20 protein-coding genes are annotated in these 18,796 nt (G+C 35.1%); 11 read left to right on the top strand and 9 right to left on the bottom strand.

Annotated elements, in window-relative coordinates; genetic code table 11:
* Positions 1-49: 49 nt before the first annotated feature.
* The 4 genes from ACZ2G0_RS03935 to hemA all read right to left on the bottom strand — a co-directional run bounded on the left by ACZ2G0_RS03935 (position 50) and on the right by hemA (position 3,912).
* Positions 50-742 (bottom strand): uroporphyrinogen-III synthase, encoded by a 693-nt coding sequence (locus ACZ2G0_RS03935; protein WP_300285888.1) that lies wholly within the window; start codon positions 740-742, stop codon positions 50-52.
* Positions 742-1,668, bottom strand: a complete 927-nt coding sequence (gene hemC / locus ACZ2G0_RS03930) for a hydroxymethylbilane synthase (RefSeq protein WP_470309094.1) — start codon at positions 1,666-1,668, stop codon at positions 742-744. Before hemC ends, ACZ2G0_RS03935 begins: the two co-directional genes overlap by 1 nt.
* A 466-nt stretch (positions 1,669-2,134) precedes the next feature.
* A complete protein-coding gene (locus tag ACZ2G0_RS03925) occupies positions 2,135-2,542 on the bottom strand; it encodes a GxxExxY protein (RefSeq protein ID WP_470309093.1) in 408 nt (135 codons plus the stop codon).
* Between the two features lie 113 nt (positions 2,543-2,655).
* Positions 2,656-3,912 carry a glutamyl-tRNA reductase gene (gene hemA, locus ACZ2G0_RS03920; protein WP_470309092.1) on the bottom strand — a complete coding sequence of 419 codons (1,257 nt, stop codon included), beginning with the start codon at positions 3,910-3,912 and terminating at the stop codon, positions 2,656-2,658.
* Positions 3,913-4,140: 228 nt separating this feature from the next.
* On the opposite strand from hemA, the gene ACZ2G0_RS03915 reads away from it, so the two are divergent.
* The 7 genes from ACZ2G0_RS03915 to ACZ2G0_RS03885 all read left to right on the top strand — a co-directional run bounded on the left by ACZ2G0_RS03915 (position 4,141) and on the right by ACZ2G0_RS03885 (position 10,874).
* Positions 4,141-5,013 carry a helix-turn-helix domain-containing protein gene (locus tag ACZ2G0_RS03915; RefSeq protein WP_470309091.1) on the top strand — a complete coding sequence of 291 codons (873 nt, stop codon included), beginning with the start codon at positions 4,141-4,143 and terminating at the stop codon, positions 5,011-5,013.
* Positions 5,014-5,113: 100 nt separating this feature from the next.
* The gene (gene hemH, locus ACZ2G0_RS03910; RefSeq protein WP_470309090.1) at positions 5,114-6,145 is read left to right on the top strand and encodes a ferrochelatase; all 1,032 of its coding nucleotides are present in this window, start codon (positions 5,114-5,116) and stop codon (positions 6,143-6,145) included.
* The gene (locus ACZ2G0_RS03905) at positions 6,146-7,501 is read left to right on the top strand and encodes an MATE family efflux transporter (RefSeq protein WP_470309089.1); all 1,356 of its coding nucleotides are present in this window, start codon (positions 6,146-6,148) and stop codon (positions 7,499-7,501) included.
* Positions 7,488-8,042 (top strand): CopD family protein, encoded by a 555-nt coding sequence (locus tag ACZ2G0_RS03900; RefSeq protein ID WP_300285900.1) that lies wholly within the window; start codon positions 7,488-7,490, stop codon positions 8,040-8,042. The genes ACZ2G0_RS03905 and ACZ2G0_RS03900 overlap by 14 nt, the downstream gene beginning before the upstream one ends.
* Positions 8,043-8,045: 3 nt before the next feature.
* The gene (locus tag ACZ2G0_RS03895) at positions 8,046-9,518 is read left to right on the top strand and encodes a sensor histidine kinase (RefSeq protein WP_470309088.1); all 1,473 of its coding nucleotides are present in this window, start codon (positions 8,046-8,048) and stop codon (positions 9,516-9,518) included.
* A gap of 9 nt (positions 9,519-9,527) precedes the next feature.
* Positions 9,528-10,310, top strand: coding sequence for an enoyl-CoA hydratase/isomerase family protein (locus ACZ2G0_RS03890; RefSeq protein ID WP_470309087.1), 783 nt, complete (start codon positions 9,528-9,530; stop codon positions 10,308-10,310).
* A 159-nt stretch (positions 10,311-10,469) separates the two neighbouring features.
* On the top strand, positions 10,470-10,874 hold the full coding sequence (locus tag ACZ2G0_RS03885; protein ID WP_470309086.1) for a hypothetical protein: 405 nt from the start codon (positions 10,470-10,472) through the stop codon (positions 10,872-10,874).
* Positions 10,875-10,923: 49 nt separating this feature from the next.
* Here the strand turns inward: ACZ2G0_RS03885 and ACZ2G0_RS03880 are convergent, their stop codons facing one another.
* From ACZ2G0_RS03880 to ACZ2G0_RS03870, 3 genes are all read right to left on the bottom strand, one after another.
* Entirely contained in the window at positions 10,924-11,577 is a 654-nt protein-coding gene (locus tag ACZ2G0_RS03880) for an HD domain-containing protein (protein WP_470309085.1), read from the bottom strand.
* An 83-nt stretch (positions 11,578-11,660) separates the two neighbouring features.
* Complete coding sequence (locus tag ACZ2G0_RS03875) at positions 11,661-12,647, bottom strand: acyl-ACP desaturase (RefSeq protein ID WP_470309084.1); 987 nt, start codon at positions 12,645-12,647, stop codon at positions 11,661-11,663.
* A 10-nt stretch (positions 12,648-12,657) separates the two neighbouring features.
* Positions 12,658-13,392, bottom strand: a complete 735-nt coding sequence (locus ACZ2G0_RS03870; protein ID WP_470309083.1) for a lysophospholipid acyltransferase family protein — start codon at positions 13,390-13,392, stop codon at positions 12,658-12,660.
* Between the two features lie 125 nt (positions 13,393-13,517).
* Here ACZ2G0_RS03870 and rnpA point away from each other — a divergent pair, with 125 nt between their 5' ends.
* From rnpA to ACZ2G0_RS03850, 4 genes are read left to right on the top strand one after another with little or no spacing between them, the layout of a single operon-like run.
* A complete protein-coding gene (gene rnpA, locus ACZ2G0_RS03865) occupies positions 13,518-13,901 on the top strand; it encodes a ribonuclease P protein component (protein WP_470309082.1) in 384 nt (127 codons plus the stop codon).
* Positions 13,902-13,943: 42 nt separating this feature from the next.
* Positions 13,944-14,750, top strand: a complete 807-nt coding sequence (locus tag ACZ2G0_RS03860; protein WP_300285947.1) for a DUF4349 domain-containing protein — start codon at positions 13,944-13,946, stop codon at positions 14,748-14,750.
* On the top strand, positions 14,750-16,387 hold the full coding sequence (locus tag ACZ2G0_RS03855) for a S41 family peptidase (protein WP_470309081.1): 1,638 nt from the start codon (positions 14,750-14,752) through the stop codon (positions 16,385-16,387). Before ACZ2G0_RS03860 ends, ACZ2G0_RS03855 begins: the two co-directional genes overlap by 1 nt.
* Complete coding sequence (locus ACZ2G0_RS03850; protein WP_470309080.1) at positions 16,387-17,193, top strand: OmpA family protein; 807 nt, start codon at positions 16,387-16,389, stop codon at positions 17,191-17,193. Before ACZ2G0_RS03855 ends, ACZ2G0_RS03850 begins: the two co-directional genes overlap by 1 nt.
* Position 17,194: 1 nt before the next feature.
* Here ACZ2G0_RS03850 and ACZ2G0_RS03845 read toward each other — a convergent pair whose 3' ends face one another.
* Positions 17,195-17,641, bottom strand: a complete 447-nt coding sequence (locus ACZ2G0_RS03845) for a GNAT family N-acetyltransferase (RefSeq protein WP_470309079.1) — start codon at positions 17,639-17,641, stop codon at positions 17,195-17,197.
* 42 nt (positions 17,642-17,683) lie between these two features.
* On the bottom strand, positions 17,684-18,664 hold the full coding sequence (locus ACZ2G0_RS03840) for a DUF4837 family protein (RefSeq protein WP_470309078.1): 981 nt from the start codon (positions 18,662-18,664) through the stop codon (positions 17,684-17,686).
* Positions 18,665-18,796 lie beyond the last annotated feature (132 nt).

The following is an 18,796-nucleotide window of genomic DNA, read 5'->3' as shown; positions in this document are numbered from 1 at the left end:
GCTAGTCGCTTTTGGCTATTAGCTTATGGTTTATCTTGTTTTGTTTGTTCTAATTACCTTCTTCAGGCATTGGCGTGTAATGCTGAATTACCTCTATAATTACTTCTTCGATAGTAGGTATTTCAGGAATTACTATGTTTTTAATTTTCTTTTCTTCTAAAGCCGCAGCGGTTGTGCTGCCGATACAGAAACAGAACTCTTTTTTGATTTTGTTATTCGATAAATAACTCTCCACCGCCGAAGGGCTGAAGAACATAATTCCGTCAAAATTCTCTTGATCTGAAATTTTAAAAGGAGCCAATTTTGTTTGGTACACCTCGATTTCGTTAAACGTAATTCCAGCTTCTTTTAAAGCTTGTGGCAACGTCTCTTTTCTCAGGTTTCCGCTAAAAAAAGTATAGCTTTCCTTGTTATAAATAAGCGTAATGATCTCCGCTAATTCGGATGCGTAGTCTAGGTAAACATCTACAGTAAAACCATTTGCCTCTAGTAATTCTTTGGTTTTGATACCCACGCAAAAAACAGGCTTGGTTTTTAAAGCTTCCCAACCGTTTTGTTCCATTAAACTCAAAACTGCATTCTGACTACTGAAAATAAGATTATTATTAATTTTATCTAAATCAAAAAGGTTGTTTTTAATCTCGATAAAGTCTTGTTCTAACAAATCAAAGTCGGCATCGATAAATACTTGTCTTTGTTCTACAGAAAGTGTCTTGGTGGATAAAATACTTATTTGAGTCATTATTTTTTCAATTTGTTTTTGATTTCTGCCATCAGTTTTGTTCCTCCATTATTCAACACTTCTTGAGCCGAAAAGAACCCCAATTTCTTCCATTCTTCAATAGGAACAATTTTGTCAACTTCTATCTTTTCTTTTCCGTCAAGCGAAAATAAAACTCCTTGAAAATGGATGGTATCTTCTTGTTCATCGTATTTAGCCAAAGCACCAATTGGCGCCGTGCAACCACCTTCCAATGTTTTTAGAAATTGACGTTCGATATAAGTACAAATTTCTGTTTCGATATCATTTAAATGTGAAAGTGCATCTTGTGTAAACGCATCCTCTTGCATTGCCACCACAAGCATAGCGCCTTGAGCTGGAGCAGGAATCATCCAATCTAAGTTAATGTAATTCTCTGGTTTCAAATTGATTCTTTCCAGTCCTGCTGCTGCAAATACAGCTCCGTTCCAGTCGCCTTCATTGAGCTTTTTCATGCGCAAATTTACATTTCCGCGTAAATCAACTACATTGTGAGTAGGATATTTGTTCAACCATTGTGCTTGACGACGCAAACTTCCGGTTGCAATAGTTCCAGATGCATTTAGAAAATCCAGATTTCCTTTGTGTACTAAAATATCTAGGGTATTGGCTCTTTCAAGAACGGCTGCTTGCACAATTCCCTTTGGTAGCGCTGTTGGAACATCTTTCATGGAATGCACCGCTATATCCACATCACCGTTTATCATGGCAACATCTAGTGTTTTAGTAAAAATTCCTGTGATGCCTAATTCGTAAAGTGGCTTGTCCAAAATCACATCACCAGTTGATTTTACAGCAACAATCTTGGTTTTATAACCCAAATCGTTCAACTTTTTTTCGACGGTATGCGCTTGCCAAAGTGCTAATTCACTGTCTCTGGTACCAATTCGTATTGTTTTTTCAGCCATTTTTATTTTTCACAAATGATCTAAAGCATTTGATTTTTTAACAATTTATTGTTTTCTCTCTTGAACCATTAAGAAATTAAGATGCATTAAGTTTAAATTATACGCAACATTCTAAATATTCAACTTCTAAGGCTTCATCCTTGACTTTCTACTATTTTAATCTATAAACCAAAAACACAAACTTCTTCACTAGTAAGAAATTTAAATGCATTAAGTTTAATTTTTACGTAACATCCTAAATATTCAATTTGCAAGGCTTCATCCTTGAATATTCTTGTATTTTAATCTAGTAACCAAAAACACAAAGTTCTTCACCATTAAGAAATTAAGATGCATTAAGTTTAATTTTTACGTAACATCCAAAATATTCAATTTGCAAGGCTTCATCCTTGACTTTCTTCTATTTTAATCTATAAACCAAAAACACAAACTTCTTCACTAGTAAGAAATTTAAATGCATTAAATATCACACCATCGCCAGCCTTCTAAAATACTCATTTACAAAAGGTTTCATTGTCTTTGTAATATTTGTTGTGTTGAAATTAATTAGCAAACCTTGCGGTTTCTCTAGCAACTTCATATAAGTTAATAATTGTGCTTCGTGTATTGGCAAAATATTTTCAATTGCCTTCAATTCTATTACCACACAATCATTTACCAAAAGGTCTATTCTTAAATCTGACTCTAATTCTAGACCGTCGTATTCAATTTTAACTACTAATTGTTGTTTGACATCAAATCCATTCTTCTCTAATTCATATTTCAAACACTGCTCATAGACACTTTCTAGAAGTCCTGGCCCTAAAGCTTTATGAACTTTTATTGCCAAACCAGTAATTTGATACGATAAGTTAGTAACCTCTTTTTGTGTCATTAAACGCTAGTTTATATCAGTTAGCAACTAAATTTAGTATTACTCTTCAAATATAAACTCTTAATGCTCCTTAATTTCTTAATGGTTTAAAAAAAGTTACATTTTATCAGGGTTTACTTCGCCGCCAGTCCTATTTTAAAAACCTTCTCAATCCATTCAATGCTTTCATCTACCATAGTGTCATCATCTTTTAAATGGTTCGCAAATTGAGTTGTGATTTTTTGAATGATTCTAGCACTGATGATTTCGGCTTGTTCTTCGTTAAAATCAGCTATTTTTTTGCTTTGAAAGTTTAATTCTGATACTTTCATTGCATTCAGTTTTTCCTTTAAAGCGTGAATAGTTGGAGCAAATTTGCGTCCTTTTGTCCAAACATTAAATTCTTCTTTGATTTCTTCGATGATCGCTTCGGCAGCTGGAATATGATTTTTTCGATTCTCTAAAGTTTCATCGGTTAACTGAGACAGGTAATCCATATGAATTAGAGTTACTCCTTCTAACTCTTCAACGTCAGCGTGTACATTTTTAGGAATCGACAAATCTAAAATCAGTAAGGGTTTCTTAAGATTCAATATTGCTTTGTCTACAGTAGGATTTTGAGCACCCGTAGCCACCACAACGACATCCGCTTTTTGTAATTCTAAATGCAGTTCCGAGTAGTCTTTTACAATTAGATTCAATTTTCCAGCTAATTTCTCTGCCTTATCTTTGGTTCTATTGATAAGTGTGATGTGTTCGTTCTTAGTATGTTTTACTAAATTCTCACACGTATTACGACCTATTTTACCCGTACCGAACAAAAGAATGTTTTTATTACCAACATCCTCAACGTTCTTCATGATGTATTGTACGGCTGCAAAAGAAACTGAAGTGGCGCCTGAGCTTATCTCTGTATCGTTTTTTATCTTTTTACTGGCTTGAATCACAGCATTCACTAGCCTTTCCATGAAATTATTTGCTAATCCCATAGCTTTAGACTGAGTGAAACTAGAACGGATTTGAGATATGATTTCAAAATCGCCCAGAATCTGACTATCTAGACCAGTTCCTACTCTAAAAATATGTGTGATTGCTTCTTGATTTTTATAAACAAAACCAACTTTTTGAAATTCTTCAACACTACCATTACTGTTCTCACAAATCAATTTGATCAATTGAAAAGGATGTTCAGCGAATCCATAAATCTCCGTACGATTACAAGTAGATGTAACGATTAAACTCTCGATTCCCTCGGTTTTTGCTTGTTCCAGCAAACGTGTTTTTGCTAAAGTATCTAAGCTAAACTTACCTCTCATTTCGGCATCTGCTTTTTTATAGCTGAGTCCTACTGAATAAAAATAGTGGTGTTTAGACTGGGTATTATTTTCCATAGTATTACTTTTCAAGAAAGTGGTACAAAATTATTACTAACATACCTTTAAAAGTAACGCTAGAAGTACTATTTGTGTCGCTGGATGTTTTTTTGATTCTAAAAGATGAAAAATAGCTAAAAAACGCTATTTTTGTGGAGCAAGCGAGGGATTTGTACTCCTTAAATTAGAACCGTTCTAAATTAAAGAGAATATTTTATAAACCTTTGCCATTAAAAAAATATCGCTATGAGTTCACAAGAAATTATAAAGATAGAAGACGATTTTACCTTAATTCGGTTTCAAAACGATAGTTCTGAGGTGTTCAATGCACAACGGGAAGTCAGTAGTGGACTGATTCAGTTTCATTTTGGCTTGAAAGGAAGTGCTAAATTCATTTTCAATCAAGGGAATTACGCCTTAGAGCTTAAAGAGGAGAAATCATTATTATTGTACAACCCTCAAAAAGAACTTCCTTTAAATTTAGAGTTAGCGCCTAGCTCTTGGGTGATTTCTGTTATCATCTCCATAAAAAAATTCCATGCTTTATTTTCAACCGAAGCTGATTATATTACTTTTTTAAGTGGCGAAAACAAGGACAAAAAGTACTACAATGAGGGGAATATTAGTCCGTCTATGGCTATTGTTTTGAGCCAATTGTTTCATTACAACTTACATCCTTCTATAAAAAACCTCTATTATAAAGGTAAAGGTTACGAATTACTAAGTTTGTATTTTAACCGTACAGAAGATCCCAATGCAGAGCAATGTCCGTTCTTGATTGATGAGGACAACGTCATGAAAATCAGAAAAGCAAAGGAAATTATTATTGCCAACATGGCCGAACCACCCGGATTACAAGAACTCGCTGATGAAATTGGCCTAAATTTAAAGAAACTTAAAATGGGTTTCAAACAAATTTATGGCGATACCGTTTACGGATTTTTGTTTGATTACAAAATGGACTTTGCTCGCAAATTACTCGATAGCGGCTCTTATAATGTCAACGAAGTAGGTTTAAAAATAGGATACAGCACCGGAAGTCATTTTATAGCTGCATTCAAAAAGAAATTTGCAACCACTCCTAAAAAATATTTGATGTCAATCAATCCTAATGCATAACAGTAATTGATTTTACATATTAAACAATAAATAAAAAATAGTTAATCGTAATTTAGAGAAAACCATCTTTAAGTACTTTTACAAAATAAAAACAAGCAAGATGAAAGGTGTATTATTAGTTAATTTAGGTTCTCCTGAAAGTCCTACTCCCAAAGATGTAAAACCGTATTTAGATGAATTTTTGATGGATAAATATGTAATTGACGTTCCGTTTTTATTACGAGCATTGCTTGTACGCGGAATCATTTTACAAACCAGACCTAAAAAATCAGCTGCTGCTTACGCAAAAATATGGTGGGACGAAGGTTCGCCGCTTGTTGTTATCTCAAGAAGAATGCACGAAAAAGTACAAAAACTCGTGGATGTACCGGTTTCATTAGCGATGCGTTACGGGAATCCATCTTTACTTTCTGGTTTGCAAGAACTACACGATAAAGGCGTGACCGAAGTAATGCTTTTCCCTTTGTATCCGCAACACGCGATGGCTTCAACCACGACAATTTTAGAATTGGCCGAGGAACACAGACAAAAGTATTTCCCGAATATGAAATTTACTATCGTCCCTGCTTTTTACAATAAACCAGACTATTTAAAAAATCTTGCCGACTCTATAAAAGGTCATTTAGAAGGATTTGATTACGACCACCTTTTATTCTCGTACCACGGAATTCCGGAACGACACATTCGTAAAACAGATATTACTAAATCGCACTGTAAAATTGACGGTTCATGTTGTAATACGCCATCACCAGCACATGAATTTTGCTATCGTCACCAATGTTACGAAACCACGAAACAAGTAGTGAAATTATTGGGTATTCCAGAAGGGAAATACAGCCAAACATTCCAATCGCGCTTAGCGGGTGATAAATGGTTAACTCCTTACACCGATGTTGAAGTTAATAAAATGCCTGAAAAAGGAATTAAAAAATTAGCCGTTGTAACTCCAGCCTTCGTTTCTGACTGCTTAGAAACCTTGGAAGAAATCGCAATGGAAGCCAATCACGAATTCAAAGAGCATGGCGGTGAAGAATTCATGGCTATCCCTTGCTTGAATGATGGTGACCAATGGTGTCAAACAGTAGGTAATTGGGTTAACGAATGGGCAACGGTAGAAAAACCAGTAGTTTAAATGGCGGTTTCTTCGGAAGAATTAGGAACACAAGATATTAAAAAGCTGCTGGTTAAGCAGGCGGTACCTGCCTCGATTGGGATTTTATTCCTATCGGTTAACATCTTAATTGACACTATATTCGTAGGCCAGTGGATAGGCTCGTTAGCTATTGCAGCTGTCACTGTTGTGTTACCTATAACTTTCTTGATTTCATCGCTGGGTATGGCCATTGGCGTAGGCGGAGGTTCCGTTTTATCCAGAGCTTTAGGAGCAAAAGACCATGACAAAGCAAAGAGCACTTTTGCGAATCAAATCATGATGACGCTTGCATTGTCTTCTGTTTTTTGCCTTCTAGGAATTTTTTTTAGCGAAGAAATGCTTCTGCTTTTTGGAGCCAAAGGAGCTATAATTCAGCCCGCAACCGAATTCTTTAAACCGATTATATTATCCGTTCCCTTTCTGGCTCTTTGCATGATGGGGAACAATATTATCCGAGCCGAAGGCAAACCTAAATTTGCGATGATTGCAATGATTGTCCCTGCTTTCTTCAACATTGCCTTAGATATTGTGTTTATTAAAATTATGAATCTGGGTATGACAGGTGCGGCTTATGCAACATCCATATCCTATTTCATGTGTTTTGTATTTGTACTGTGGTTTTTTCTTTTTAAAAGCGAAATTAAACCAAAAGCAATTCATTTTAAATTCAACTATGACATCTTAAAGGAAATTAGCACACTTAGTTTTGTTACTTTCTCGAGACAAGGCGTCATCGCGATATTATCTATTATTTTAAATCACACGCTGTACACTTATGGCGGTGAACATTCTATAACCGTTTATGGAATCATTAGCAGAATGTTGATGTTTGCGCTCTTCCCAATTCTAGGCATCACTCAAGGTTTCTTGCCCATTGCGGGTTATAATTACGGTGCCCATAACTATGACAGAGTCAAAGAAAGTATTGGCATCTCGATAAAATATGCAGCACTTTTAGCTAGTATCATATTTATACTCATTTTACTTTTTGCTACACCCATTGTAGCAATTTTCACTGATGATCAAACGGTTTTAGACGAAACTCCTAATGCGCTACGTTGGGTTTTTGCAGCCTCACCTATTATTGCAGTACAACTCATCGGGTCAGCCTATTTTCAAGCGGTTGGAAAGGCGAAAAAGGCACTTTTGCTTACTTTGAGCAAGCAAGGATTTTTCTTAATTCCGCTTGTACTTATTTTACCTAATTTTTTTGGTATTTTTGGTGTGTGGGTTGCTTTTCCAATTTCTGATGTACTATCAACTTTACTTACTGCCTTTTTTCTGAAAAGGGAAATGAATACAACACTAATTCAATCAACTGATGGACTATTATAACTACCTCAAGTCACTACACCTTATTTTCGTAATCACTTGGTTTGCAGGTTTGTTTTACATTGTACGCCTTTTTGTTTACCAAATTGAAGCAGCAGACAAGCCTTCACCAGAAAAAGAAATTTTACAAAAGCAATACAAAATAATGACCTATCGATTATGGTACATCATTACTTGGCCATCAGCAGTTTTAGCTAGCTTTTTTGCTTTTTGGATGTTGTTCTTTACTCCAATGGGACAAGCATGGCTGCAAATGCCGTGGATGCACGTAAAACTTGGCTTTGTTTTTGTGCTGTACTTGTACCATGCTAAATGCCAACAAATTTTTAATCAATTACAACGGGATGAAGTAAAATACACTACGAACTACATGAGGCTGTGGAATGAAGGTGCTACATTGATTCTTTTTGCGGTAGTGTTTTTAGTTATTTTAAAAAATGCTGTAAATTGGATTTATGGAGTCGTGGGGATTTTTATGTTTTCCATAATAATTATGTTAGGATTTAAATTTTACAAACGAATAAGAGAGAAAAATCAATCTTAAAATATGCTAAAAAACTTCAAATTATCAATGCTTTCGTTACGAGTTCGAATCTTCCTTTCGATGATCGTTTTGATAATTGTTGCATCCATATTATTAGCTTCCATTTCGATTATCCAATTTAAAAATGAAGCCAAAGAATACCATCAAGAACGTTTAGAGCGTAAAGAAAATGCGGTCAAAGAACACATTAACTATGTTCTTTCGACTACAACTTACCCTTTAACAACCGAGAATTTAGACCTGATTTTTAAAGATAAAATTCATGAATTAGCTCAAATTCACAACATCGAAATCAACATATACGATCTGGATGGTAAACTCTTAAAATCATCAAAGGAATCCTTTTCCGTAGATAAAGTTTCGCCTCCAATTCCAAAATATATATTGAAGCTCGTACGCTCCTCCATCGAAAAGCGCTACGTTGACATCAAAACGATCGATGGGGTCAAAAATAGATCTTCTTTTACCCAAATTAAAGATGATCGCTTCAAACCATTAGGTGTTTTAAATTTACCCTATTTAGAAGATGATGGCTTTTATCAGAAGGAATTGAGTAGTTTCTTGATCAGGCTAGGGCAAGTATATTCGTTTATGCTTTTGGTGGCATTTGCCTTAGCTTATTTCCTATCCTCTTATATTACTAAGTCCCTAAAAACGATCTCTGACAAACTAAATGAGACGAGTTTAAATCAGAAAAACGAAAAAATACATTTAGAGGCCAACAGTAAAGAAATTAATTTACTGATAAAAGCCTACAATCAAATGGTTGATGAACTAGAGAAAAGCGCCCTAAAACTAGCTCAAAGCGAACGAGAAGAAGCTTGGCGCGAAATGGCAAAGCAAGTCGCTCACGAAATTAAAAATCCGTTGACGCCTATGCGATTAACGGTTCAAAGTTTTCAAAGAAGGTTTAGTCCTGACGATCCTAACGTTAATCAAAAAATGAAGGATTACTCAGAAACTTTGATTCAGCAAATTGATACGATGAGCGCAGTTGCCTCGGCATTTTCAAATTTTGCATCCATGCCTGCCCAACAAAACGAAACTTTAAATGTGGTAGAAGTGGTTGAATTAGCTTTAGATATCTTCAAAGAAAATAATATCATCTTCGAGCCCGAATTCCCAGAAATTATCTCTAAAATAGACCGAACACAATTGGTTCGCATCATCACCAATTTAGTTAAAAACGCGATTCAATCCATTCCAGAATTGCAAGAGCACAAGCAAATAAAAGTAGTGGTGAAAAAGGTTTTGAACAACGTTTTAATTACTGTAGAGGACAATGGCGTTGGAATTAATCCAATTGATATCAATAGAATATTTCAACCCAAATTTACCACTAAAAATAGTGGAATGGGCCTTGGACTAGGTATTATTAAAAACATTATTGAAAATTACAAAGGAACAATTACCTTTGAAACAGAATACGGAAAAGGAACTCGTTTTATCGTTTCGCTTCCAATAATTAACTCTTAAACAAGCATTATGACTTACGAAAACATTCTAGTTGCCTCAGAAAACAGCATTGCAACTATTACCATAAACCGCCCAACAAAATTAAACGCATTAAACACGAAGACGATTAAAGAGCTACATCATGCCTTTGAAAGTTTAGAAAAAAACTACGATACTCGTGTTATTATATTAACGGGAAGCGGTGAAAAAGCATTTGTAGCAGGAGCCGATATCGCTGAGTTTGCACAGTTTTCAGTTGAAGAAGGTGCCCAATTAGCAGCACAAGGACAAGACATCCTTTTTAACTTTGTTGAGAACTTAAAAATACCTGTAATAGCTGCCGTTAACGGATTTGCATTAGGAGGTGGATTAGAATTGGCAATGTCTTGCCATATTAGAGTAGCTTCGGACAATGCCAAAATGGGACTTCCAGAAGTTTCATTAGGAGTCATCCCAGGTTACGGAGGAACACAACGCTTACCACAATTAATTGGTAAAGGTCGTGCCATGGAAATGATTATGACTGCGGGTATGATTGGAGCTGACGAAGCCTACCGTAACGGTTTAGCGAATCATGTGGTACCTCAAGCAGAACTTTTAGATTTTTGCAACGGTATCGCAACTAAAATCATGAAAAACTCACCCGTAGCAATAACTAAAGCCATTAAAGCAGTAAATGCCAATTTTAAAGATGGTGAAAATGGTTATGAAACCGAAATAAAATCGTTTGGAAAATGCTTTGGTACTGAAGATTTTAAAGAAGGTACAACCGCATTTTTAGAGAAAAGAAAAGCCGTTTTCCCAGGGAAATAAAGAAACAATAGCTTGGATTATTTACAACCACAGTGTTAATTACCTTTACTAATTGCACTGTGGTTTTTGTTTTCTACACTAAATTTTATCTAATTAATCCCTAAATACCATTAACAAAAGCTAATTTTGCAGTTAGAGATCTTCAAAAAAACGAACACAATGTCATACGAACCTATATTTGCCCTTTTTTGGGAAAGAGTAAAACAAAGTATTATCGATAAAACCTACTCTAAATTAACTTTGGCAAAGACCATAGGCGATACCGAAATTAAAAATATCTACGTACGTCCCGTTCTTTTAGAAGATGATGTATTCATGCTCTCCTTAAGCACTAAATACAAAACGGAAGAAGTAGAAAGTTTTCATACGATCGACGATGCCTACCCTATCTTGGCCTCGTACATGAATAATCCGTTTTTAACCGCTTTGCTGTTTACTACTGAAAACGATATTACTTTTAAACTCAATAAAAAAAGAGTAGGCACCATTATCGAACAAGCGCCAACGTTTAAAAGCGCATCAGATGTGATTATTGAAATGCAAGAAAAAGGCATTTACAACTAAAAAAGGTTTAAAAAGTGCTGTTAACTTCGTGAAAACGGCATTGTAACTTCTATTTTTCACCCTCCCATTCGGCATAAAATTGCGAGAGAAAGCCTTCCATGTAGCGGTGTCGCTCTTGTGCGATTTTTTTTCCCGTATCCGTATTCATTTTCTCTTTTAACAACAATAGTTTTTCGTAAAAGTGATTAATTGTTGGTGCATTGTTAGTTTTATATTCCTCCTTAGTCATTGACGTGTTAGGCGCAATATTAGGGTCATACAGCGCTCTATTTTTAAAACCGCCATAATTAAACGCTCTAGCGATACCAATGGCTCCTATGGCATCTAAACGGTCCGCATCTTGCACAATATCTAATTCTATTGAACTAAAATCACGCGCTACCTTCCCGCCTTTGAAAGAGATGTTTTCAATAATTTTAATCACGTGATCAATTGCTCCCTTATCGATAGCAATCGATTCTAAAAAGGTTCTAGCGGTTTTAGGGCCAATGGTTTCATCTCCGTTATGAAATTTACTATCAGCAATATCATGAAGTAATGCCGCTAATTGTACTACAGTTGTGTCGCACTGCTCTTCGGCACCAATTAACATAGCGTTTCTATACACGCGTTCTATATGAAACCAGTCATGTCCACCCTCTGCTCCCGCTAATTGTTCTTTTACAAAAGCAATTGTTTTTACGATACTATCTGTCTGTTGCATTTTTATATACTTTAAAAAAAATGTTGATTCTCAAAGCTTTCACTTTAAAAATCAACATCTATATTATTTGAATTGGTAGAAACTTACAATCTTGCTGGCTCTACCCATTTGAAAATATGAGTTTCCTGCGGTATAACGATTCTTTCAGAGATTCTAGCCATTCTTCCTGGTAACTTCATCAAGTAATCACGCGCTTTCTCAGCTTCATCTGTTAATCCTCCAATCTTATCAATTTCCCATTTACTGATTAGCTTTTGCATAATCTCCACATAATCATTGGCAGTATACACCCCAATACGTTGTGCAGAATCAGAAAACAACTCAAAAGCCGAACTAATTTTAGCTCCTGACTCTCTCAAGAAGTGTGCTGGCATCACAATTTTAGCTTTCATCATGTACTGGAAAGCTAGCATCATTTCGCTTGGATCAATTTTGAAAATTTGGTTAACAAATTCACTGTAAGCATGATGATGACGCATCTCGTCGCCAGCAATCATTTTACACATTTTAGCTAATTTTTTATCACCATAACTTTTAGCTAATTGCGAAACTCTGTTATGAGAAACATAAGTAGCTAATTCTTGAAAACTAGTGTACACAAAGTTCTTGTAAGGATCTCTACCGGTACCAATATCGAAACCATCATTGATTAAGTGTTGTGTCGTCATTTCGACTTCACGCATATTCACACGACCTGACAAATACAAGTACTTATTTAAAAGATCACCATGACGATTTTCTTCACCTGTCCATTGGCGCACCCATTGTGCCCAACCGTTGCGTTCCAAATTATCGACACCTTCAACCTCCATCAACCAGTTCTCATAGGTTGGCAACGCTTCCTCAGTAATCATATCACCTACCATAGCTACCCAAAAATCATAAGGTAAGTCTTTAGATATTTCACGTAATTCTTTAACTTCTTCTAAAAAGTTATCACTTTCAGAATTAGGTAAAAAATCAGATGGCTGCCATATTTCTTCAACAGGTATTAGATACTGATCCACATAGCTTGATACGTTTTTTTCCAAAAACTGCATTACTTCTAAACGAATGTTTTTTATTGACATTTTATATATATTAAAATTTTATTCCTTCTACAACGGCCTTTTCAGCCTTTTCAATTAAATCCTCAAAATCATATTCACTCACCTTTAAAGGCTTGTGCATTACAAAGGTAAGCCGATTTCCTAAACCAAGTGGAAAAAAACCAAATTTAACCATTTTCCAACTATTGTTTATGCTTACAGGAACGACATAAGCCGAGGGTGCTGCCTTGCATAAAATCTTTAATCCAGTTTGAGAAAATGCCTTTGGTTGACCCGTTTTACTTCTCGTTCCTTCCGGAAAAATTACAGCCGAACGATTGTTAGCCTCAATATAATCACCCAACTTTTTAATCTCAGGAATGGCTTGTTTAGGGTCTTTTCTATCAATTAATGCGGAACCTCCATGACGCAAATTATACGAAACACTTGGTATTCCTTCACCTAACTCCTTCTTACTAACAAATTTACAATGAAAATCGCGTAAAAACCAAATCATGGCAATAATATCATACATGCTTTGATGATTACTAACAAAAATGATTGGAACCCCTTTAGGAATAGCCTCTACGTTGCTAAATTTATAAGTGGTTCCCACAATATTAGTACATCGCACTAAGAAAAAATTCAAATAATCAACACTTTTTTTATGTGCTTGATACCCAAAAAACCTAAAACACACCCACTGAATTGGGTGAAAAATCACTAGCGTAAGTCCAAAACACAAATAGTAGATAATGGAAATAGGATACGAAATTAGTTTTTGCATTCTTTAAAAAATTAGCCCCAAAAGTAACAAATAATTTTTTAGTGCTAATTAATTGGCAAATAATAATAGATTTATCGTTTAATTGTACCTTTGTCCCCCTTAATCATTGTTCACTACCTCATCAAATGAATTTCACTTATCCAAAAAACGAAAAACTCAAAAGTAAAATCAGCATTGGATTATTATTCACCGAGGGTAAGTCAGTTTCTAAATACCCCTTGCGACTCGTTTACCATTGCAGTTCCGATAATGAGGGCGAGAAAATAAAAATGGGCGTTTCTGTTTCTAAAAAAAACTTCAAAAAAGCGGTCGATCGCAACTATTTCAAACGCGTATTGCGCGAAACGTACCGACTCAACAAACACCTACTACTCGACGTAATTGACAAACCGTATTGCTTCATGTTGTTCTATCAAACCAAAGACCGTTTATCGTACGAGGAAATCAATACAAAAACAATCCAACTCTTCGAGAAGTTTATTGCTCAAACCACAAAAAAAGAAGAGTAGCAAACCAATTTTTTGTATTTTTAGCAGGTAAAAAACAGTTCGATGAAGCTAAAAGTCCTTTTAATAATTTTTCTATCTTGCTGCATTAGCTGTAAAAAAGCTGATGAAAGTCTAGATTCTAAAACTCAATCCATTGTACTACCTGCAAAAATAAAAGTGGATCCGTCTAAAACCGACGGGAGCCAATCCATTGAACAAAAGATAATCAAAGAGGCCAACTTGCGTTTTGAAACCTCAGAACTAGAAAGCACTTACAACCAAATTGTAACTAATACCAAAGAAGCAGGCGGCACAATTCAAAATGATTCAGAAGGAAAAGACTACGGTTCCATCTACAAAAAATTAATAATTCGCGTTCCCAACCAAAACTTTGATGTCTTTATAAAAAATATCTCTAAAGGAGTCGCATACTTCGAAAACAAAGAGATAACGGCTCAAGACGTCACAGCAGAATACATTGATATTGATGCTCGAATTAAAGCTAAAAAATCACTTGAAAATAGATACATTGAGCTCTTAAATAAAGCAAACAAAGTATCAGAAATGCTAGAAATCGAAAAAGAACTGGCTACAATTAGAGAAGAAATTGAGGCGAAGCAAGGAGAATTGAACTACTTACAAAGCAGAATATCAGAAAGTACAATAACCATCTATTTTTATAAAAATGTAGCTGCTGATGGCGGTGTAACAAATTCTTATGGCTCTAAAATATGGAATGCCATAACATCAGGTTTCAATTCCTTATCTAGCTTTTTAATCGCTTTATTATCAATTTGGCCATTCTTAATCATTTTAACTACTATTATTTATTTCATCAGAAAAAAAATAAAACAAAAAAATAAAAACTAATGCGTTCCTTCCTCAAAAAAAAATACCTCATCCCCGTTGCTGCTTCTGCATTTCTATTTGTAGGTGCTAGTTTTAAAAATGACTTTTTTGAAATAGCCAAGCAAATAGAGATTTTCACGACCTTATTCAAAGAAGTAAACAACAACTATGTCGATGAATCCAACCCCGGAGAATTAATGGACAAAGCCATCAAAGGCATGCTTGCTAGCCTTGATCCTTACACGGTGTACTTTAATGAACAGGATGTGCTGCGTTTTAAAATTAATAATACTGGAGAATATACAGGAGTAGGAGCATTGATTTCACAAAAAGACGGACAACTACTCATTCGTGAAGTTTATAAGAACTTCCCTGCTGATAAAGCGGGATTAAAACCGGGTGATTTAATTACGCAAATTGGGGATGTTCCTATCACTGATTTAAAAGAAGATGCCTCTCAATTACTTAAAGGAGTTAAAAATACTAAAATCGCACTTCAATTTATTCGCCAAGGCAAGCAAAAAACAGCCGAGATTATCCTTGATGAAGTAGGTATTAAATCGGTTCCTTTTTACGCTAAAATCGATGATAAAACAGGCTATATCGTCCTTGCTCGATTCAATCAAAAAGCATCAAATGAAATGAAGCAAGCATTGGAGGACTTAAAAAACCAAGGAGCGGAGCGTATTGTTCTAGATTTACGTGACAATCCAGGTGGTTTATTAAACGAAGCGGTGAATATTTGTAATTTATTTGTTCCAAAAAACGAAATTATAGTAACGACCAAGTCCCAACACGAAAAATACAATAACACTTATAAAACTCAAAACGAACCTGTTGACACTCAAATTCCGTTAGTTATTATTGTAAATGATAGAAGCGCATCGGCTTCGGAAATTGTATCGGGCGCATTACAGGATTTGGATAGAGCGGTGATTGTAGGAAGTCGCAGTTTTGGTAAAGGTTTGGTTCAAAAACCAATAGACTTAACATACAGCACCCAATTAAAAGTCACGATTTCTCGTTACTATACTCCTTCGGGACGTTGCATACAAGCATTAGATTATGCTAAAAAAGATAAAAATGGAGTTGCCACACGCACGCAAGAAAAAAATTATAATGCCTATAAAACCCGAAAAGGAAGAACCGTTTATGACGGTGGTGGAATTTTACCTGATGTGCAGCTAGATGAAACTAAATCAAGTGTTATTGCCAATGCGTTAGAAAAAAATGATGCGATTTTTGACTATGTTACTAATTACTATTACAAAAACGCAAGCTTGGGCAATCAAATACCCAATTTTTCGGCTGCTGACTATCAAGACTTCAAGCAATTCATTAAAGCTCCTAAATACGCCTTTGAAACCGAAACAGAACTCGCCTTAAAAAACACTTTGGCTGTTGCCAAAAAAGAAAAATTAGACGAAAGTATTACTGCAGAATATCAGCAGTTGCTTACTGCTTTGCAAAAAAGTGAAGCTACTCAACTCGATAAAAACCAGCAAGAAATTAAAAACATCATTGTAGATGCAATTATAAAACGGTTCCAATACGAGGAAGGTTTTTATCAATATTATCTGAAAACCAATTCAGAGATTAAAAAATCAGTAAGCATTTTAAACAACCCTACAGAATATAAAACGATTCTAAAAAATTAATGTGCAAGCACTGCTACATATTATTTCTCTTCTTCTTTTTGGGCTTAAACGCTCAGGACAAAAAAATAGAGACGGTCTATTTTGAATTTGATAAATATTCATTAGATGCTGATCAAGAAAAATTAATATGGGATTTTGTGATACAATCAGACACTACTCGTATCGAATCCATACAAATTTATGGCTATTGCGATGATCGTGGAGACAATGATTACAACTATAAATTATCTGAGAAACGGGTTAATACCGTCCAACAGATATTGATGGCAAATGGTTTTAATAAAAACAAAATAGTGATTATTGAAGGCAAAGGAAGGGTGCTTTTAACAAATAATCCATTTGAAAATCTAACCGAGATTCGCTCAAAAAACAGACGTGTAGATATTTTAATTGTCCGAAAAAACAGTTTTGGAAAAGGAATTTATACCTCCTTTCAAGACAAACATGAAGTAGGAGATCGCATCTTTCTTGAAAACATTCTTTTTAATTTAGGAAGTAGTCAACTAACTCCAGCCTCCCAACAAGAGCTAGACAAGATTGCTAAATTGTTAGAAAAAAACAAAACCATTGAATTCGAAATTATTGGTCATGTTTGCTGTACTCCAAACTACTATCGTGATGCTATTGATCGTGCAACTAATGAACGAAAACTGTCTGTCAACAGAGCTAAAACCGTGTTTAGATACTTGATTAATAAGCAAATTAACAGTTTACGAATGTCTTATAAAGGTGTAGGAAATCGATTCCCACTAGGGAAAGGAGAAGATTTTGACCGCAGAGTAGAGTTTTTAATAACTAAAAAATAACTTACTCCTTAGTCATCTCAATGTGCGGAATATCATCTTCAAGGTACATTTCACTCGTTTGCACAAAACCATGACTTTCATAGAATTTTTTCAAGTACAATTGAGCTCCAATAGTGATAGCAGTTTCGTTGTAATGTGCAGCTACTGCGGCAATCGCCTCACGCATTAAATCGTGTCCCCATTTTTTAGAACGGTAATTTGCGTCAACCACTACTCGGCCTATGGATGCATTGTCAAAACTAATTCCGGGTTTAAAAAGGCGTGCATGTGCTACTGTTTTACCCTCGAACTCTCCTATTAGGTGTAAGGCTACTTTATCCTTACCGTCTAAATCAAGATAAACGCAGTTTTGTTCGACTACAAAGATCTCGCTTCGCAAACGCAACAAATCATATAACTCATGAACAGATAGTGCATCAAAAGCCTTTATTTTCCACTGTAAACCCATCTCAAAATATATTGTTTGATTATCGAGAGCGAATTTAGCTAATTATCCCTTAATTACCGCTACTGACCTGATAATTGCTTCTAACTCTAGCATCAAATCACGCTTTTCCTTGGAGGGCGAATAGCAAAAACCTTCCAGTACTAAAACCCGATCGTTTGCTTTATCAATTATGGCATAATTTATAAAAGGTCCCGACATGAAATCATCACGCAGTTCCCATGTTCCTTTGGTCTCATAGGTTAACTTACCATCTAAATTAACTACAAAAAAATAGGGTGCATACGCCTCCTCAGTAATCATATCAGTATTGGGTTCTTTTCCATGAATATACAAGCTCCCTATAGAATCTCGCATGGTAATGATATTGGCAACAATACTATTTTCGTTGTTTATGACTGAAAGCGGAACTTGGTATATTAAAACGCTGGTGTTGCCACTAATAATTTCTTTTTTAAGCCAAACAAAATTAGCATCTTGAACCATTAATTCATAGCTAGAAGGTATTTGAAGCGAAATTTTGAATTTATTCTCAAAAAAATCTTTCTTTAAAAGTGATTTCTTTGCTAATCTTTGGCTTTCATCGATTTCATTTTGATGAATTGTTTTAATGATTTGGGGTGCTCTTTTCTCAATTAAATCCAAAATAGAATGTACTGATTTTCCTGTGATATGAAAGACATTTTGAGGCGAGGCATATTCATCTTTTTTTACGTTAAATTGATCAACATCACCTTTTTTAATTACGATAACATTACGACTATCGGTCATAAAGCCTTCCATTAACTTGATTGGATATTGATTGATATTAAAAAGTGGTTCCTCTTGTGGCAATCCTAATACTGGGGCAGCAAACTTATTTCTGACACTGTCTCCCACCTCTCCATTCCATAGCGCATCATCGACTATTATGGCAATATTGTTAATTTTTCCGTTTGCAATTCTAGGCAGACTAAGCTCCTCTTTTTTACAAGAAAAAAGCAAAAAAAAGCTAGCTATAAGTGCTATAAAAATCTTTTTATTCATTTTGGTACAGTTAAATAAGCACTAAATTTAAAGAAATAATGACTAAAATCGTTCATTTATCAAGATAGTGTTGCTTGGGCAATTAACCACGAATATCGTTCCACTTTTTAAAAATTGATAAAAAACTGTTCC

The organism is Flavobacterium sp. KKT103, assembly GCF_055640565.1.
The sequence above is the reverse complement of the archived record's forward strand: the minus strand, read 5'-3'. Positions and strand labels throughout refer to the sequence as shown.

What these genes read in the sequence shown, in the direction of transcription:
- ACZ2G0_RS03875 (WP_470309084.1), bottom strand. Translation starts at nt 12,647, where the DNA reads ATGTCAATAAAAAACATTCGTTTAGAAGTAATGCAGTTTTTGGAAAAA.
- ACZ2G0_RS03850 (WP_470309080.1), top strand. Translation starts at nt 16,387, where the DNA reads ATGTGCAAGCACTGCTACATATTATTTCTCTTCTTCTTTTTGGGCTTA.
- ACZ2G0_RS03895 (WP_470309088.1), top strand. Translation starts at nt 8,046, where the DNA reads ATGCTAAAAAACTTCAAATTATCAATGCTTTCGTTACGAGTTCGAATC.
- ACZ2G0_RS03900 (WP_300285900.1), top strand. Translation starts at nt 7,488, where the DNA reads ATGGACTATTATAACTACCTCAAGTCACTACACCTTATTTTCGTAATC.
- ACZ2G0_RS03885 (WP_470309086.1), top strand. Translation starts at nt 10,470, where the DNA reads ATGTCATACGAACCTATATTTGCCCTTTTTTGGGAAAGAGTAAAACAA.
- ACZ2G0_RS03840 (WP_470309078.1), bottom strand. Translation starts at nt 18,664, where the DNA reads ATGAATAAAAAGATTTTTATAGCACTTATAGCTAGCTTTTTTTTGCTT.
- ACZ2G0_RS03845 (WP_470309079.1), bottom strand. Translation starts at nt 17,641, where the DNA reads ATGGGTTTACAGTGGAAAATAAAGGCTTTTGATGCACTATCTGTTCAT.
- rnpA (WP_470309082.1), top strand. Translation starts at nt 13,518, where the DNA reads ATGAATTTCACTTATCCAAAAAACGAAAAACTCAAAAGTAAAATCAGC.
- ACZ2G0_RS03915 (WP_470309091.1), top strand. Translation starts at nt 4,141, where the DNA reads ATGAGTTCACAAGAAATTATAAAGATAGAAGACGATTTTACCTTAATT.
- hemA (WP_470309092.1), bottom strand. Translation starts at nt 3,912, where the DNA reads ATGGAAAATAATACCCAGTCTAAACACCACTATTTTTATTCAGTAGGA.
- ACZ2G0_RS03855 (WP_470309081.1), top strand. Translation starts at nt 14,750, where the DNA reads ATGCGTTCCTTCCTCAAAAAAAAATACCTCATCCCCGTTGCTGCTTCT.
- ACZ2G0_RS03905 (WP_470309089.1), top strand. Translation starts at nt 6,146, where the DNA reads ATGGCGGTTTCTTCGGAAGAATTAGGAACACAAGATATTAAAAAGCTG.
- ACZ2G0_RS03880 (WP_470309085.1), bottom strand. Translation starts at nt 11,577, where the DNA reads ATGCAACAGACAGATAGTATCGTAAAAACAATTGCTTTTGTAAAAGAA.
- ACZ2G0_RS03935 (WP_300285888.1), bottom strand. Translation starts at nt 742, where the DNA reads ATGACTCAAATAAGTATTTTATCCACCAAGACACTTTCTGTAGAACAA.
- ACZ2G0_RS03860 (WP_300285947.1), top strand. Translation starts at nt 13,944, where the DNA reads ATGAAGCTAAAAGTCCTTTTAATAATTTTTCTATCTTGCTGCATTAGC.
- hemC (WP_470309094.1), bottom strand. Translation starts at nt 1,668, where the DNA reads ATGGCTGAAAAAACAATACGAATTGGTACCAGAGACAGTGAATTAGCA.
- ACZ2G0_RS03925 (WP_470309093.1), bottom strand. Translation starts at nt 2,542, where the DNA reads ATGACACAAAAAGAGGTTACTAACTTATCGTATCAAATTACTGGTTTG.
- ACZ2G0_RS03890 (WP_470309087.1), top strand. Translation starts at nt 9,528, where the DNA reads ATGACTTACGAAAACATTCTAGTTGCCTCAGAAAACAGCATTGCAACT.
- hemH (WP_470309090.1), top strand. Translation starts at nt 5,114, where the DNA reads ATGAAAGGTGTATTATTAGTTAATTTAGGTTCTCCTGAAAGTCCTACT.
- ACZ2G0_RS03870 (WP_470309083.1), bottom strand. Translation starts at nt 13,392, where the DNA reads ATGCAAAAACTAATTTCGTATCCTATTTCCATTATCTACTATTTGTGT.